The organism is Streptomyces sp. M41(2017) (genome assembly GCF_002078175.1).
Lineage (GTDB): Bacteria > Actinomycetota > Actinomycetes > Streptomycetales > Streptomycetaceae > Streptomyces.
Genome location: NZ_MWFK01000001.1, coordinates 1,130,446 through 1,146,665, shown reverse-complemented (window position 1 = coordinate 1,146,665; position 16,220 = coordinate 1,130,446). Strand labels below are relative to the sequence as shown.

Sequence of the window (16,220 nt, the reverse complement as noted above, 5' to 3'; positions counted from 1 at the left end):
CAGGAGTCAGTGAGGGCTGCGCACCTTACGCTGACGGCCATGGCACCACTGGAGACCTCCGACGTCACGACCGTTCCCCCCGAAGTCGAGGGCGACGGTGAGGACGGTGTGCTCGGGCGGGCGTATCGCGCGCTGAGCATCGGGATCGTCTCCGTGGTGCTGGTCATCGCCTTCGAGGCGACCGCCGTGGGGACGGCGATGCCCGTCGCCGCCCGGGAACTCGACGGGGTGGCGCTGTACGCGTTCGCCTTCTCCGGCTACTTCACGACCAGCCTGTTCGGGATGGTGCTCGCCGGACAGTGGTCCGACCGGGACGGGCCGCTGGCGTCCCTCACCGTCGGCATCGGCGCGTTCGCCGGGGGGCTGCTGCTGTCCGGGACGGCCGGGGGCATGTGGCTGTTCGTCCTCGGGCGTGCCGTCCAGGGGCTCGGCGGCGGGCTCGTCATCGTCGCGCTCTACGTCGTCGTCGGACGGGCCTACCCGGAGCGGCTGCGGCCCGCGATCATGGCGGCGTTCGCGGCGGCCTGGGTGGTGCCGTCCGTCGTCGGCCCCCTCGCCGCCGGAGCGGTCACCGAACACCTCGGCTGGCGCTGGGTGTTCCTCGGCATCCCGGCCCTCGTCGGCGTCCCCCTCGCCCTCGCCCTGCCCCAGATACGCCGGCGGGCCGGGGGGCCCGCGACGGCCGGGGAGCCCGCCGACACCCCCCTCGTCGGCGGCACCGGCACCGACGGTGACGGACGTGCTCACGTCGGCACCGGCACCGACGGGTTCGCCCGCACCGGCACCGACGGCGACGGACGTGCTCACGTCGGCACCGGCAGCGAAAAGGCTCCCCGCCCCGGCACCGACGGGTTCACCGGCGCCCACCCCTTCGAGCACGCCCCCGCCGACCCCCTCGCCCCCGACCCCCTCGGTGCCGGCCCCCTCGACCGCGCGCCTCTTGCCGTCGAGGCACTCGCCGCCGAAACGCTCCCCCCGGAACCCCTCCGTCGCGCCCCCCTCGACCGGCGGCGTATCCGGCTGGCGTTCGGGATCGCGTTCGGGGCCGGGCTGTTGCAGTACGCGGCCCAGGATCTGCGGCTCCTGTCGCTGCTGCCCGCTCTGGCCGGGGTCGCCCTGCTCGTCCCGGCCGTGCGCGGGCTGTTGCCGCGCGGCACCTGGCGGGCCGCGCGTGGGCTGCCGTCCGTCGTGCTCCTGCGCGGCGTCGCGGCCGGATCCTTCGTCGCCGCCGAGTCCTTCGTGCCGCTGATGCTCGTCACCCAGCGGGGGCTCTCCCCGACGCTCGCCGGGCTGTCGCTCGCCGTGGGCGGTGCCACCTGGGCGCTGGGCTCCTGGCTGCAGGCACGGCCCGGTGTGGAGCCGTACCGGGAGCGGCTGATGTTCCTCGGCATGCTGCTGGTCGCGGCGGCCGTCGCGACCGCGCCCAGCGTGCTCCTCCCGGCCGTGCCCGTGTGGACCGTCGCCGTCGCCTGGGCCTTCGGCTGCTTCGGGATGGGGCTCGTGGTCGCCTCCACCAGCGTGCTGCTGCTCCAGCTCTCGGCCCCGCACGAGGCCGGTACGAACTCGGCCGCCCTCCAGATCTCCGACGCCCTGTGCAACGTCCTGCTGCTCGCCTTCGGCGGAGCCGCCTTCGCGGCGCTCGGCGGCGGCGCGATGGCCCATGCGGCGGCCGGCACGGCCTCCGGCGCCCCCGCGTCCCACCCGGCCGCCTTCGCGGCCGTGTTCCTTCCGATGGCCGCCGTGGCGCTGGTCGGGGCGTGGGTGACGACACGTGTCAGGGAGCGGCGACCCGCGGCCGGGACCGGCCGGAAAGGCTGAGGCCGCGGCCCGCGGGGGCTGCCGCGCGTCACGCGGCGGCGTCGGCGGGCCGGGTGCGGGAGCGACCGCGGACCGTCATGTGACGTCAGTCCCATCCACGGCGGACCCGGCGTCGTCCGCGCGGTGACACGCCGCGGGCGCCGGTAGGGTGGCCCGGTTGTCATACGTAGCCGAGCCGAGCCGACCGCCCGTCTGCCGTCACCGCCACACCGACGCGTCGCGCGCGGACCCGGACGCTCCCCATCGCCACCCAGACCGGAGACCGTGACTACCACCGCCGCCAGCGCCTCCTCGCACTCGCACCACCTGTCACCCGCCTTCCCCGGCCGCGCCCCCTGGGGCACCGCCAACAAGCTGCGCGCCTGGCAGCAGGGGGCGATGGAGAGGTACATCCAGGAGCAGCCGCGCGACTTCCTCGCCGTCGCCACCCCCGGCGCCGGCAAGACGACGTTCGCGCTGACGCTCGCGTCCTGGCTGCTGCACCACCACGTGGTCCAGCAGGTGACCGTGGTCGCGCCGACCGAGCACCTGAAGAAGCAGTGGGCCGAGGCGGCCGCGCGGATAGGGATCAAGCTGGATCCCGAGTACAGCGCCGGGCCGCTCAGCAAGGAGTACCACGGCGTGGCGGTGACGTACGCGGGCGTCGGTGTGCGGCCGATGCTGCACCGCAACCGCTCCGAGCAGCGCAAGACCCTCGTCATCCTCGACGAGATCCACCACGCCGGTGACAGCAAGTCCTGGGGCGAGGCCTGCCTGGAGGCGTTCGAGCCCGCCACCCGCCGGCTCGCGCTCACCGGTACGCCGTTCCGCTCCGACACCAACCCCATCCCCTTCGTCACGTACGAGGAGGGGAGGGACGGCATCCGCCGGTCCTCCGCCGACTACACCTACGGATACGGTTCCGCGCTCGGGGACGGGGTCGTGCGGCCCGTCATCTTCCTCTCCTACAGCGGCAACATGCGCTGGCGCACCAAGGCGGGCGACGAGATCGCCGCGCGCCTCGGCGAGCCGATGACCAAGGACGCGATCAGCCAGGCCTGGCGCACCGCGCTCGACCCGCGCGGCGAGTGGATGCCGAGCGTGCTGCGCGCCGCCGACCAGCGGCTCACCGAGGTCCGCAAGGGCATCCCGGACGCCGGGGCCCTCGTCATCGCCACCGACCAGGACTCGGCCCGCGCCTACGCCAAGCTGATCCGGGAGATCACCGGCTCCAAGGCCACCGTCGTCCTGTCCGACGACACCGGAGCCTCGAAACGCATCGACGACTTCGCCGCGAGCGAGGACCGGTGGATGGTCGCCGTCCGCATGGTGTCCGAGGGCGTCGACGTGCCGCGCCTCGCCGTCGGCGTGTACGCGACCACCATCTCGACGCCGCTGTTCTTCGCGCAGGCCGTCGGCCGTTTCGTGCGGTCCCGGCGGCGCGGCGAGACCGCGTCCGTGTTCCTGCCGACCGTTCCCGACCTCCTCACCTTCGCCAACGAGATGGAGGTCGAGCGCGACCACGCGCTCGACAAGCCGAAGAAGGAGGGCGAGGAGGACCCGTACGCCGAGTCCGAGCAGGAGATGGAGGAGGCGAACAAGGAGCAGGACGAGGACACCGGCGAGCAGGAGCAGTTCTCCTTCGAGGCGCTGGAGTCCGAGGCCGTCTTCGACCGTGTCCTCTACGACGGCGCCGAGTTCGGCATGCAGGCCCACCCCGGCAGCGAGGAGGAGCAGGACTACCTCGGCATCCCCGGGCTCCTCGAACCCGACCAGGTGCAGTTGCTGCTCCAGAAGCGACAGGCCCGCCAGATCGCGCACAGCCGCAAGAAGCCGGACGACGAGGCGGACCTCCTCGAACTGCCCGCCGAGCGGCGTCCGGTGGTCTCCCACAAGGAGATGCTGGAACTGCGCAAGCAGCTCAACACCATGGTCGGCGCGTACGTCCACCAGAGCGGCAAGCCGCACGGTGTGATCCACACCGAGCTGCGCCGCGTCTGCGGCGGCCCGCCGAGCGCGGAGGCCACGGCCGGGCAACTGCGCCAGCGGATCGCCAAGGTCCAGGAGTGGGCCACCCGGATGCGGTGATCCGCGGTCGCGGAGATCGCCGGAGACCCGACATCCGCGCCGCCGAACACCGGACATCCGCGCCGCCGAACACCGGACCCCCGTGCCGCCGGACACGCGACATCCGTGTCCGTGGGCACCTGCGGCGGCGTCTGACACCACCTGACACCCGTGTCCGTCGCGGCCCGTGAGCGGTGCCGTCGGCGTGTGCTCCCGGGCCGGTCGATCGTCGGCCCCGGCGCCGGACCCCCGGACCGCGGACGCACATGGAGAACCGGTTACCTCGGCGCGGCGGTCATCCGGAACCCGCCCCCCTGCGCGGCGGCTTCCCTTTCAGGGGCGCGCAACTCCTCGGACCGGCGTGCGCCTTCGCCGGTGCGCTGCGTGCACGCGCGGTGTACGCGGAGTTCCGCGCGCTCCACGTTCCGGGACAAACGGAATCAGTCCGTACGAGCCGATGCCCGGATTCTGGACGGAGACTTCCGCTGAGCGGACCGGCTCGCTACTGTCCCGCTACGCACACGCCCCGTGGCAGCGCCGCCGCGGAGCGCAGCCGTGAAGCGACTCCGCCCGGGAAGAGCCCGGGTCGCCAGCCGACCGGCGGCCTCTCGAGCGCGTCGCCGACGGGACTCGGTGACGCATCCGCCGAGCGAGGGCCGTCGACCTCACCACTAAGGAGTGGGCGTCGTGACCGCGGAGACCTCTCAGACGCTCGACCGGGGACTGCGCGTCCTCAAGCTGCTCGCCGACACGGACCACGGGCTGACCGTCACCGAGCTTTCGAACAAACTGGGCGTCAACCGGACCGTGGTGTACCGGTTGCTCGCCACGCTGGAGCAGCACGCGCTCGTACGGCGGGACCTCGGCGGTCGCGCCCGGGTCGGTCTTGGGGTCCTGCGCCTCGGCAGCCAGGTGCACCCTCTGGTGCGGGAGGCCGCGCTGCCCGCGCTGCGCGCCCTGGCCGAGGACATAGGTGCGACGGCCCATCTGACGCTCGTCGACGGGACGGAGGCGCTCGCCGTGGCTGTCGTCGAACCCACGTGGACCGACTACCACGTGGCCTACCGGGCCGGGTTCCGGCATCCGCTGGACCGGGGTGCCGCGGGCCGCGCGATCCTCGCCGCCCGGCAGGCGCCGGTGGGGGATCCCGGGTACACGCTCACCCACGGGGAGTTGGAGGCGGGCGCCAGCGGGGCCGCGGCGCCGCTCATCGGGGTGACGGGGGTCGAGGGCAGTGTCGGGGTGGTCATGCTCGCGGACGCGGTGCCGGAGCGGGTCGGGCCGCGCGTGATGGACGCGGCCCGCGAGGTCGCGGACGCCCTGCGCTGACCCGGCAGCGGGTGGCGCCGACGCCCTCCGTGACGCGCCGGCGCCTCGACTGAAGCGCCTTGCGTCGACGGAGGCCCCACCGCCCGGGGTGCTGCGGGAACCGTCGCCCCGCGCCCTGGCCGTGTCCCTACGGACACGGTTCCCGAACGCGGGCGCGTGGCGGCCCGTACCGCCCCTCCGACCCGGGGCGGCCCTTGCCCGGCCTCGCCCCGTGGGACCTGTCCGGAGGGCCCGGCGGCAGGGGACGTTAGATTGAACCCGTGCTCTCTCGCCTCACGCGCCCCAAGGCCGTCGCCGTCTGCGCCCTCCCCGTCGTGGCCCTCCTCGCCACGGCGGTGTTCGCGCCGCTGCCCTTCTCCCTGGCGCAGCCCGGCCTGACGGCGAACGTCCTCGGCGAGAACAAGGGCGACCCGGTGATCACGATCACGGGGGCGCCCACCCGCGACACCCGCGGCCAGCTCCGGATGACGACGATCGAGGCCACCGGGCCCGACGCGAAGATCTCCCTCGGGGACGTGCTCAGCGGCTGGTTCGCCACCGACAAGGCCGTGATGCCCCGCGACTCGGTCTATCCGAGCGGCGGCAGCGTCAAGGAGATCGAGCAGCACAACGCGAACGAGATGAAGAAGTCCCAGGACACCGCCACCGAGGCGGCGCTCGGCTATCTGCACGAGAAGGGCGACGTCAAGGTCACGCTGAAGCTCGCCGACGTCGGCGGACCGAGTGCCGGGCTGCTCTTCTCGCTCGGCATCGTCGACAAGCTGGACGGCGACGGCAGCGGCGGCGACCTCACGGGCGGCCGGGTCGTCGCGGGTACGGGGACGATCGACGCCGACGGCAAGGTCGGCGCGGTCGGCGGGGTCGCCCTCAAGACGCAGGCGGCCCGCCGCGACGGGGCGACCGTGTTCCTCGTGCCGAAGGCGGAGTGCTCGGACGCGAAGTCTGAGCTGCCGAAGGGGCTGCGGCTGGTCCCGGTGACGAGCCTGCAGGGCGCGGTCGAGTCGCTGGTCTCCCTGGAGAAGGGCAAGGGCTCGGTCCCGAGCTGCTGACGGATCCGCCCGCGGCCCGCTCTCAGAAGGCCGCGGCGGCCGTCCTCGGCGCGGAGGCCAGGCGGAGGCCGACCTCCACGAGGGTCCATCCGACGCGGGCGCGCAGCCGGTGGGGTCGGGCCTCGGCCGTGAGCCGGTAGGCGTCCGCCTCGGCCCGCAGTTCGGCGGCGCGCAGGTGGTGCAGCTGGAGTCCGGTGTCCGGGTGCATCGGTGTGACCTCTCTTCGATGGGGTCGGGCGTCGGGGTCGAGTGGCGGGGTGGGGTGGAGGGATCGGGGTTCCTCGGGTGAGCGGGTGCGGACGCGGCCCGCCGGATCAGTCGGACGCCTGCGGGAACACGTGGGTGTGGAAGCGCAGTTGGGCCGACTCGGTGTCGGTCTCGGGGCGTTCGAGGGCGGCGTAGCTCTCCAGCAGGGCGTGCATTTTTTCGATCAGTTCGCGGGACTGGGCCGGGGTCAGCCGGATCGTGAAGTCGCTCATGTCGGTGGCGCGGGTCCAGTCGTCGGACCAGTCGTCCCGCGTGCCGAGCCACGTCGACAGCTCGCGGGCGTGGCTGGTGGCGACCTCGTGCAGGAACATGTCCGCCGCCCCGCGCACCGCCGGGTCCGGGTCCTTGAGCAGTTCCTCGTCGAAACCGAGCCCCTGGTCGGCCGCCTGCCACCAGCGCTCGCGCCCCTTGCCCCGGTCCGGCGCGTCCTCGACGAAGCCGTGCGCGGCGAGCTGACGCAGGTGGTAACTGGTCGCCCCGCTGGACTCGTTCAGCCGCTCGGCGAGCATCGACGCGGTGGCCGGGCCCCGGCGCCGCAGGCTGCTCAGCAGTTCCATGCGCAGCGGGTGGGCGAGGCCGCGCAGGGAGCGGGCGTCGAGCCGCCGGTGCTGCGGCGGTGCCGGCGGCAGGGGCGGCTCCGGCGGGAGAGGGGCGTTCGGGGGGTGCGGTGGCTGCTGCTCCGTCATGCTTACAAAGATAGCGTTGCAAAGACTTGCTTGCAACGGTTTCTTTGCAACTACGTCCCGGGATGGCCGAGGAACGCCCCGACCGGTCAACCGCCGTGCGGATCGGCCGAGTTCGCGGTTCCCGTTCACTTCTGCTTGACGAACCCCTCCGACGTCATCCAGTCGAGGGCCACCTCGTGCGGATCCTGGCCCTCCACGTCGACCTTGGCGTTCAGGTCCTGCGCCACCGAGTTGTTCAGCGCCTTCGTCACCGGCTCGATGACCTGGGCGATCTGCGGATACTTCTTGAAGGCCTTGGCGTTGACCACGGGCGCGGCGTTGTAGTTGGGGAAGAACTTCTTGTTGTCCTGCATCACCTCCAGATTCATCGACTTGATGCGCCCGTCGGTGGTGAACACCTCCCCGTACGTGCAACTGCCCTTCTTCACCTGGGTGTAGATGATCCCGGTGTCCATCTGCGTGATGTTCTTCGCCGGGATCGACATGCCGTACGCCTTCTCCATGCCCGGCAGTCCGTCGGCCCGGTTGGCGAACTCGCTCTCCACGCAGAGGGTGACGGCGCCCGGGTCCGACTTCGACAGCGCGGCCACGTCGGAGAGCGTCTTCGTCCCGTACTTCTTGAAGTTGGCCTGGTTCATGGCGAGCGCGTAGGTGTTGTTGAGGACGGACGGCGGCAGCCAGACCACGCCGTTCTTCGTGTCGGCGTCGTGCACGGCCTGCCACTGCTTCTGCGGGTCCGGGATCGGCTTGCTGTTGCCGAGGTAGGTGATCCACGCGGTGCCCGTGTACTCGTACGTCGCGTCCGCGTCCCCGTTCTTGATCGCCTCACGCGTGCCGATCGACCCCTGGATACCGGTGCGGTCGATGACCTTCGCGCCGGCCGCCTGGAACGCGATGCCCATGATCGCGCCGAGGACCAGCTGTTCCGTGAACTCCTTGGACGCCACCGTGAGCGTGGCGCCCTTGAGGGGCTGTCCCTTCCCCACGGTGCCGGGCTCGACGTCGTCGGTCATCGGGGAGCCGCTGGTCAGCCCGCACCCGGACGCCAGCACCAGCAGTCCCGCGAACAGCGCGAGGGTACGGGTCCTTCTCGTGGGCGCGGTCACTTCTCCACCTCCAGGCCGCGCGGCCGCAGCAGCAGCTCCGCGAGCGACGCCAGCCAGTCGACCAGCAGGGCGAGAGCGACCGTGAGGACGGCGCCGAGGACCAGGACGGGCATGCGCTGGGTGGTGATGCCGGTGGTGATCAGGACGCCGAGCCCGCCACCTCCGCCGAAGGTGGCGAGGGTCGCGGTGCCCACGTTCAGGACGAGTGCCGTACGGACGCCGGCGAGGATCAGCGGGACCGCCAGCGGGAGTTCGACCCGGGTGAGGACGCCCAGCGGAGACATGCCGATGCCGCGGGACGCCTCCAGCAGGGTCGGGTCGTTCGCGTTCAGGCCGGCGATCGTGTTGGACAGGACCGGCAGGATCGCGTAGATCGTGATGCCGATCAGGGCCGACTTCTGGCCGGTGCCGAGCCAGATCACCAGGAGCGCCAGCAGACCGATCGCCGGGGTCGCCTGTCCCATGTTGGCGATCGTCATCGCGATCGGAGTGGCCTTCCGGAACGCCTTGCGGGTGAGAAGGATCCCCAGCGGGATCGCGATGATCAGCACGAAGAACGTGGAGATCGCCGTCAGCTGGATCTGCTGCCACAGGGCCTTGGACACCTGGCCGTTCGACAGCGCGTTCTTGGAGATCGGGTCGAGGTCCGCCTGCTGGAACCAGAGCCAGGTGCCGAGCAGCAGGGCGATCAGCAGGGCCGGCAGGAAGGTGAGCTTCTGCCAGCCGATCCGCCGCCTGGGCGGTTCGGCCGACGGCGGTGCCTCCCGCTCGCCCTCGCCGTCGCCGTCGCTGTCGTCGCGGAAGGCGAGCCCCTTCACCTCGTGCTCGCCCTCGGGGCGGTGTTCCGTCGGGGGAGTGTTCACGCCTTCGCCTCCCCGCCGTCGACGCCCTCCTGCTCGAACTGGGTCTGCTGGGCGCGTGCCTCCTCCAGCTCGTGCTGGTGCTCCATGGCCTCCAGCCGGTCGGCCTCCAGGAGTTCGTGCACGGAGTTCATCAGCGTCTCCATGTCGACCACCCCGGTGTACTCGCCGCGCCGCCCGGTGACCGGCACCCGGCCCGAGTTGTCCGTGAGGACCGCCTCCAGGGCGTCCCGCAGGGTGGCGTCCCGGGTCACCGTGTCGTGCACCAGGGTGCCCGCCCGCGCCAGCGACCCCTTGGCGCGCATCAGGTCCCCGCGCCGCAGCCACTTGTAGGGGCGGCCCCGCTTGTCGAGCAGCAGGATCTCGTTCGTGCCGCTGGAGCGGAGCTTGCCGAAGATGTCCTGGAGCGGGTCGTCGACGGTGACCGTCGGGTAGTCGGTGATCTCGACGTCCCGGACGCGGCTCAGGTTCAGCCGCTTCAGGGCGGCGCCCGCGCCCACGAAACCCGAGACGAAGTCGTCGGCCGGGTTGGTGAGGATCGCCTCCGGGGTGTCGAACTGCGCGATGTGCGAGTGCTCGCGCAGGACCGCGATCCGGTCGCCGAGCTTGATGGCCTCGTCGAAGTCGTGCGTCACGAAGACGATCGTCTTGTGCAGCTCGTGCTGGAGCCGGATCAGCTCGTCCTGGAGGTGGTCGCGGGTGATCGGGTCCACCGCGCCGAACGGCTCGTCCATGAGGAGCACCGGCGGGTCCGCGGCGAGCGCCCGCGCCACCCCGACGCGCTGCTGCTGGCCTCCGGAGAGCTGGCGCGGATAGCGGCCCTGGAACTCGGAGGGGTCCAGGCCCACCAGGTCCAGCATCTCCTCGACCCGCGCCTTGATCCGCGCCTTCGGCCAGCCGACCATCTTCGGGACGAGCGCGATGTTCTGGGCGACCGTCATGTGCGGGAACAGTCCGGACGACTGGATCGCGTACCCGACCTTGCGGCGCAGCTTCACCGGGTCCATGTCGGTGACGTCCTCGCCGCCGATCCGGATCCGGCCGCTGCTCGGCTCGATCAGCCGGTTGATCATCTTCAGGGTGGTCGACTTGCCGCAGCCGGACGGGCCGACGAACACGACGAGTTCGCCCGCCTTGATCTCCATGTTGACGCTGTCCACGGCCGCGTCGCGGCTGCCGGGGTAGCGCTTGGTGAGGTTCTCCAGCTCGATCGTGGCGCCCGTGGTCGACGAGGCGGTGGCGGCATCGGCGGTGTCGGGCCGCTCGGTGCGCCCGGTGGTGTCGGCGGTCTTAGGCACGGATCCCCCTCGGGATGGTCAGCCGGCCGATCAGGACGTACGCGGCGTCGAACAGCAGCGCGAGGATGATGATCCCGACCGTGCCGGCGAGCACCTGGTTGAGAGCGTTCTTGCTGCCCAGCGAGCTGATGCCGCGGAAGATCTCGTTGCCGAGTCCGGGACCGGAGGCGTAGGCCGCGATCGCCGCGATGCCCATCAGCATCTGGGTGGAGACCCGGATGCCGGTGAGGATGGGCGGCCAGGCCAGCGGCAGTTCCACGCGCACCAGCCGGGCCACCCGTGACATGCCGATCCCGGTGGCCGCGTCGACCAGCGAGGGATCGACGCCGCGCAGACCGACGATCGCGTTGCGCACGATCGGCAGCAGTCCGTAGAGCGTCAGGGCGATGACCGTGGGCGGGACGCCCAGGCCCACGATCGGGATCAGCAGACCGATCATGGCGAGCGAGGGGATGGTCAGGATCGCCGAGGTCGTCGTGGTGGCGAGGTTGCCCGCCCAGTCGCTGCGATAGGTGAGGACACCGATCACCACCCCGATGAGGGTCGCCACGACCATGCACTGGAAAACCGCGCTGGCGTGCTGGTAGGCGTCCGTGAGCAGCTGCTCATGGCGGCTGCTCAGGTACTCCCAGAAGTTCACGCCACGTCACCTCGGTCGCTCGGTTCAGTGCTCGGTCGCTGCCTGTTCCACCAGCGGGATGATCCGCAGCGGGACCGGGTTCTCCATGACGATCGCCGTGGACGCCCGGACGATGCCATCAAATCCGACAACCCGGTCGATCACCCGCTGGAGATCGGCGTTCGAGCGGGCCACCAGGCGGCACAGCATGTCCCCGCTGCCGGTGGTGGTGTGCAGCTCCAGGACCTCGGGCACGGTCGCCAAGTGGGCCCGTACGTCGGCCCCTTGACCCTGCCGGATCTGCAGGGTGGCGAACGCGGTGACCGGGTAGCCGAGCGCGGTCGGGTCGACCTGGGGACCGAAGCCCCGGATGACTCCATTCGACTGAAGGCGGTCCATCCGGGCCTGCACGGTGCCCCGCGCCACCCCGAGCCGCCTGGACATCTCCAGGACACCGATGCGCGGCTCCCGCGCGAGCAGGACGAGCAGTCGCCCGTCCAGATGATCGATCGCCACACGTGCCTCCGGGATGGTCATCGTGTACAGAAAGCCCGCCGGTGCGGTCCATCCGCTGTACAGATTGCTCAGCTGATACGCGAACTATTGCGCACCTTGCGGAACGGCGGGAGTCTGCGGCCATGACGCAGACCACACACCACACCCCCGACACCGCCCGGCAGGCCGACCCCTTCCCGGTGAAGGGGATGGACGCGGTCGTCTTCGCCGTCGGCAACGCCAAGCAGGCCGCGCACTACTACTCCACGGCCTTCGGCATGCGGCTCGTCGCCTACTCCGGACCGGAGAACGGCAGCCGCGAGACGGCGTCGTACGTCCTCGAGAACGGCTCGGCGCGCTTCGTCTTCACCTCGGTGATCCGCCCCACGACACCCTGGGGCACGTTCCTCACCGAGCACGTGGCGGAGCACGGCGACGGCGTCGTCGACCTCGCGATCGAGGTCCCGGACGCGCGCGCCGCGTTCGCGTACGCCGTCGAGCACGGCGCCCGCGGCATCGTGGAGCCCCACGAGGTCAAGGACGAGCACGGCACGGTCGTCCTCGCCGCGATCGCCACGTACGGCCAGACCCGCCACACCCTCGTCGAGCGCACCGGCTACGAAGGCCCCTACCTGCCGGGCTACGCGGCCGCCGACCCGATCGTCGAGCCGCCCGCCAAGCGCACCTTCCAGGCCGTCGACCACTGCGTCGGCAACGTCGAACTCGGCCGGATGAACGAGTGGGTCGGGTTCTACAACAAGGTCATGGGCTTCACGAACATGAAGGAGTTCGTGGGCGACGACATCGCGACCGAGTACAGCGCCCTCATGTCGAAGGTCGTCGCCGACGGCACGCTCAAGGTCAAGTTCCCGATCAACGAGCCCGCCGTCGCCAAGAAGAAGTCGCAGATCGACGAGTACCTGGAGTTCTACGGCGGCGCGGGCGTCCAGCACATCGCGCTGAACACGAACGACATCGTCGAGAGCGTCCGCACCATGCGCGCGGCCGGGGTCCAGTTCCTCGACACCCCCGACTCGTACTACGACACCCTCGGCGAGTGGGCCGGCGACACCCGCGTCCCCGTCGACATCCTGCGCGAGCTGAAGATCCTCGTCGACCGCGACGAGGACGGCTATCTGCTGCAGATCTTCACCAAGCCGGTCCAGGACCGTCCGACCGTCTTCTTCGAGATGATCGAGCGGCACGGCTCGATGGGCTTCGGCAAGGGCAACTTCAAGGCCCTCTTCGAGGCGATCGAGCGCGAGCAGGAGAAGCGCGGCAACCTCTGACCTGCCGAGGGCGGGCCGCCTGCGGGTGGCCCCCCGGACACGTCGACCCCCTCGGGTCCGGTGGAGGCGCGGCATCCACCGGACCCGAGGCGTGTCCGGCGCCGATCACGCCCCGCCGACCGGGGTGGTCAGCGTGCGGTCGACGGGCCCGGCGCGGGAGCCGAGGGTGACCGCGGAGCGGCCGGCGCGACGGCGGGACCCGACGACGACGGACGCGGCGCGGGCTGCGGAGCCGCCGTTCCCGGCGCACCGGCCGCCCCCGTACTCTCACCGGACTCACCGGACTCACCGGACTCACCGGACTCCCCGGAATCCGCTTCGTGGTCCGACGGCTCCGGCAGGCCCCCGGCCGGCGGTTCGCCCAGCGCGGCCAGCGCCTGCTGCGCCGCGGGCACCAGGAGCGGTGAGAAGGACGGGTTGATCCGCAGCGCCTCCGCGAGATGCCGGCGGGCCGGACCCGCCTTCCCCAGACCGCGCTCGATCTCCCCCCGGTGGTACGCGTACAGCGCGCTGCGCACCTCGCCGCCGTGCTCCTTGTCCATGGTCCGGGTGGCGAAGGTCAGCGCCTGCGCGTCGTCCCCGGCCCGGTGCAGCGCCCAGCCGAGCGCGTCCGCGACCGCGATCCCCGGCTGCCGGTCCCACTCGGCCCGCAGCCGCCGCACCGCCTCCTGCGGATCACCGTGGTCCGCCTCCAGGAACCCGAGGACCAGCTCGTCGTCCACCCCGCCCGCCGCGTCACGCCGCACCAGCTCCCGCACCAGGTCGTACTGCACGCGCGCCGCCCCGGGAAGCCCGAGCTTCTCGTACAGCTCGCCCAGCTCCAGCGCATAGCGCGGCGCGGGCCGCTTGGCGAGCGCCGTCTGATAAGCGCGCAGCGCCTCCGAGGTCCGCCCGAGCGCCGCCAGCGCGCGCCCCTGGCCGGCGAGCGCCCCGTGTTCGTCGGGGTCGGTGTTCACCGCCGCCCGGTAGTGGTCCAGCGACTCCTGGACGTCACCGCGCTCCCACGCCAGCTGTCCGCCCTGCTGGAGGAAGGCCGCCTGCTGGGAGGGCGTCGTCGCACCGGCGGTCGCGTCCGCGATCGCCGCCCCCGCGTCCTCCCGCCAGCCGCGGTCCCAGTAGGCCCGCGCCGCGACGGCCTGCGTCACCGGACCGGACCGCAGCGCCAGCAGCCTGTCGAGCGCCCTGCGCGTCGCCTTGGGGTCGCCGAGCCCGGTGTAGGCCTCGACGAGCGCGGGATACGCCGTCCACCGCTTCGGCGCCAGCTTCACCGACGCCTCCCCCCACTGCTTCGCGCTCCGGAAGTCACCGCGCGCCACCGCGAGCCCGGCGAGCCCGTCCAGCGCCGCCGTGTTGTCCTTCGGCCGCACGTCCAGCGAGGTGCGCAGCGCCTTCTCGGCCTTCGGGTAGTAGGCGGCCGTCGCCGTCCGGCGGGCCTGCTCCGCGTAGGCGGCCCCGAGCACCGCCCACGACTGGTCGTCGCGCGGATGGGCCCGCAGATGCGTCTCGCGGTCACCGATGAGCGCCGCCAGATCCGGCAGCGCGGCGGGCGCGCCGGCCCCCACCGCGGTCATCGCCCGCGCCACCGGACCGGGGGAGGGCGGCGGCGCGCCGCCCGGGCCCGTGGCGGGCAGCAGCACCAGCACACCGCCGAGCACGACACAGCCGACGGCCGCACCGATCAGCACGCGCCGGGCGAGCGGCGAGCGGCCCGCACCCGGGCCCCCCGTCTCCGCCGGCCCGTCCGGCTCCACGGATCCCGGACCCGCGGCGTCCCCGGATCGCGGACCCACGGGCTGCCCCGGTCCCGGCCCTGCGGGCACCGGCTGTCGCTCTTCGATGTCCATGCCGCTCACTGTGCGTCAGTACGAAGACCACACCCCGGCTTGCCAAGCCCCGCGCGGATGGGGTTCACACCGATGGCCCCGGGTGCGACCCTGTGATCATGAGCCGTATCGAAGCCCCGCGCGATGAGGACACGGCAGTGACCGGCGGCCTCGTCGAACGCCTGCTGGGCGGCCTGCCGGCCGAGGCCGTTCTCACCGACCCGGACGTCACGGCCGCGTACGCGAACGACATGGCGAGCTTCTGCGAGGCGGGCGTCCCCTCCGCGGTCGTCCTGCCGCGCACCGTCGAACAGGTCCAGCACGTCATGCGCGTCGCGAGCGCCCTGCGCGTCCCGGTCGTCCCGCAGGGCGCCCGCACCGGCCTGTCGGGCGCGGCGAACGCCTCCGACGGCTGTGTCGTGCTGTCCCTCGTGAAGATGGACCGCATCCTGGAGATCAGCCCGGTCGACCGCGTCGCCGTCGTCGAACCGGGCGTGGTCAACGCCGCGCTCTCCCGCGCCGTCAACGAACACGGCCTGTACTACCCGCCGGACCCCTCCAGCTGGGAGATGTGCACCATCGGCGGCAACATCGGCACCGCCTCCGGCGGCCTGTGCTGCGTGAAGTACGGGGTGACCGCCGAGTACGTCCTCGGTCTCGACGTCGTCCTCGCGGACGGCCGGCTGATGTCCACCGGGCGCCGCACCGCCAAGGGCGTCGCCGGCTACGACCTCACCCGCCTCTTCGTGGGTTCCGAGGGCTCGCTCGGCATCGTCGTCCGCGCGACGCTGGCCCTCAGGCCGCAGCCGCCGCAACAGCTCGTCCTGGCCGCCGAGTTCGGATCGGCCCGGGCCGCCTGCGACGCCGTCTGCCGGATCATGGAGGGCGGCCATGTGCCCTCCCTCCTCGAACTGATGGACCGTACGACCGTCAAGGCGGTCAACGACCTCGCCCACATGGGCCTCCCCGAGACCACCGAGGCGCTCCTGCTCGCCGCGTTCGACACGCACGACCCGGCGGCCGACCTCGCCGTCGTGGGCGCGCTCTGCGAGGCCGCGGGCGCCACCCAGGTGGTCCCCGCGGAGGACGCCGCCGAGTCCGAACTGCTGCTCCAGGCGCGGCGGTTGTCGCTCACGGCGCTCGAAGCCGTCAAGGGCACCACGATGATCGACGACGTGTGCGTGCCGCGCTCCCGGCTCGGCGACATGCTGGACGGCATCGAGCGCGTCGCCGAGAAGTACGCCCTGACCATCGGCGTCTGCGCGCACGCGGGCGACGGCAACACCCACCCCACCGTCTGCTTCGACGCCGCCGACCCCGACGAGTCCCGGCGGGCCCGCGAGTCCTTCGACGAGATCATGGCCCTCGGCCTCGAACTCGGCGGCACGATCACCGGCGAGCACGGCGTGGGCGTCCTCAAGAAGGAGTGGCTCGCCCGCGAGATCGGCCCGGTGGGCGTCGAGATGCAGCGGGCGATCAAGGCCGCGTTCGACCCGCTCGGCATCCTCAACCCGGGCAAGCTCTTCTGAGACCCC

Annotated in this window: 14 protein-coding genes; 6 read left to right on the top strand and 8 right to left on the bottom strand. The window is 72.2% G+C overall.

Going from position 1 to position 16,220, the window contains the following annotated elements; all coding sequences use genetic code 11:
• Positions 1-39: 39 nt before the first annotated feature.
• The 4 genes from B0675_RS05085 to B0675_RS05070 all read left to right on the top strand — a co-directional run bounded on the left by B0675_RS05085 (position 40) and on the right by B0675_RS05070 (position 6,242).
• Positions 40-1,818 (top strand): MFS transporter, encoded by a 1,779-nt coding sequence (locus tag B0675_RS05085; protein WP_081217532.1) that lies wholly within the window; start codon positions 40-42, stop codon positions 1,816-1,818.
• Positions 1,819-2,082: 264 nt separating this feature from the next.
• Positions 2,083-3,885, top strand: coding sequence for a DEAD/DEAH box helicase (locus tag B0675_RS05080; protein ID WP_081217531.1), 1,803 nt, complete (start codon positions 2,083-2,085; stop codon positions 3,883-3,885).
• Positions 3,886-4,551: 666 nt separating this feature from the next.
• Positions 4,552-5,193, top strand: coding sequence for a helix-turn-helix domain-containing protein (locus B0675_RS05075; RefSeq protein ID WP_081217530.1), 642 nt, complete (start codon positions 4,552-4,554; stop codon positions 5,191-5,193).
• Between the two features lie 260 nt (positions 5,194-5,453).
• Positions 5,454-6,242: a S16 family serine protease gene (locus B0675_RS05070; protein WP_081217529.1), complete on the top strand. Its 789-nt coding sequence runs from the start codon at positions 5,454-5,456 to the stop codon at positions 6,240-6,242.
• 22 nt (positions 6,243-6,264) lie between these two features.
• On the opposite strand, the gene B0675_RS05065 is transcribed toward B0675_RS05070, so the two are convergent.
• The 7 genes from B0675_RS05065 to B0675_RS05035 all read right to left on the bottom strand — a co-directional run bounded on the left by B0675_RS05065 (position 6,265) and on the right by B0675_RS05035 (position 11,594).
• Positions 6,265-6,450, bottom strand: a complete 186-nt coding sequence (locus tag B0675_RS05065; protein WP_081217527.1) for a hypothetical protein — start codon at positions 6,448-6,450, stop codon at positions 6,265-6,267.
• 106 nt (positions 6,451-6,556) lie between these two features.
• Complete coding sequence (locus B0675_RS05060; protein WP_081217526.1) at positions 6,557-7,195, bottom strand: helix-turn-helix domain-containing protein; 639 nt, start codon at positions 7,193-7,195, stop codon at positions 6,557-6,559.
• 125 nt (positions 7,196-7,320) lie between these two features.
• Entirely contained in the window at positions 7,321-8,208 is an 888-nt protein-coding gene (locus B0675_RS05055; protein WP_081221595.1) for a glycine betaine ABC transporter substrate-binding protein, read from the bottom strand.
• An 89-nt stretch (positions 8,209-8,297) separates the two neighbouring features.
• Positions 8,298-9,119, bottom strand: coding sequence for an ABC transporter permease (locus B0675_RS05050; protein ID WP_241539897.1), 822 nt, complete (start codon positions 9,117-9,119; stop codon positions 8,298-8,300).
• Between the two features lie 41 nt (positions 9,120-9,160).
• Positions 9,161-10,372 (bottom strand): betaine/proline/choline family ABC transporter ATP-binding protein, encoded by a 1,212-nt coding sequence (locus tag B0675_RS05045; protein WP_241539896.1) that lies wholly within the window; start codon positions 10,370-10,372, stop codon positions 9,161-9,163.
• Positions 10,373-10,451: 79 nt separating this feature from the next.
• Positions 10,452-11,099 carry an ABC transporter permease gene (locus B0675_RS05040; RefSeq protein WP_081217523.1) on the bottom strand — a complete coding sequence of 216 codons (648 nt, stop codon included), beginning with the start codon at positions 11,097-11,099 and terminating at the stop codon, positions 10,452-10,454.
• A gap of 24 nt (positions 11,100-11,123) precedes the next feature.
• A complete protein-coding gene (locus B0675_RS05035) occupies positions 11,124-11,594 on the bottom strand; it encodes an Lrp/AsnC family transcriptional regulator (RefSeq protein WP_179165248.1) in 471 nt (156 codons plus the stop codon).
• A gap of 122 nt (positions 11,595-11,716) precedes the next feature.
• Here B0675_RS05035 and hppD point away from each other — a divergent pair, with 122 nt between their 5' ends.
• The gene (gene hppD, locus B0675_RS05030; RefSeq protein WP_081217521.1) at positions 11,717-12,862 is read left to right on the top strand and encodes a 4-hydroxyphenylpyruvate dioxygenase; all 1,146 of its coding nucleotides are present in this window, start codon (positions 11,717-11,719) and stop codon (positions 12,860-12,862) included.
• 128 nt (positions 12,863-12,990) lie between these two features.
• On the opposite strand, the gene B0675_RS05025 is transcribed toward hppD, so the two are convergent.
• The gene (locus tag B0675_RS05025; protein WP_107482560.1) at positions 12,991-14,706 is read right to left on the bottom strand and encodes a BTAD domain-containing putative transcriptional regulator; all 1,716 of its coding nucleotides are present in this window, start codon (positions 14,704-14,706) and stop codon (positions 12,991-12,993) included.
• A gap of 92 nt (positions 14,707-14,798) precedes the next feature.
• On the opposite strand from B0675_RS05025, the gene B0675_RS05020 reads away from it, so the two are divergent.
• Complete coding sequence (locus B0675_RS05020) at positions 14,799-16,214, top strand: FAD-linked oxidase C-terminal domain-containing protein (RefSeq protein WP_081217519.1); 1,416 nt, start codon at positions 14,799-14,801, stop codon at positions 16,212-16,214.
• Positions 16,215-16,220 lie beyond the last annotated feature (6 nt).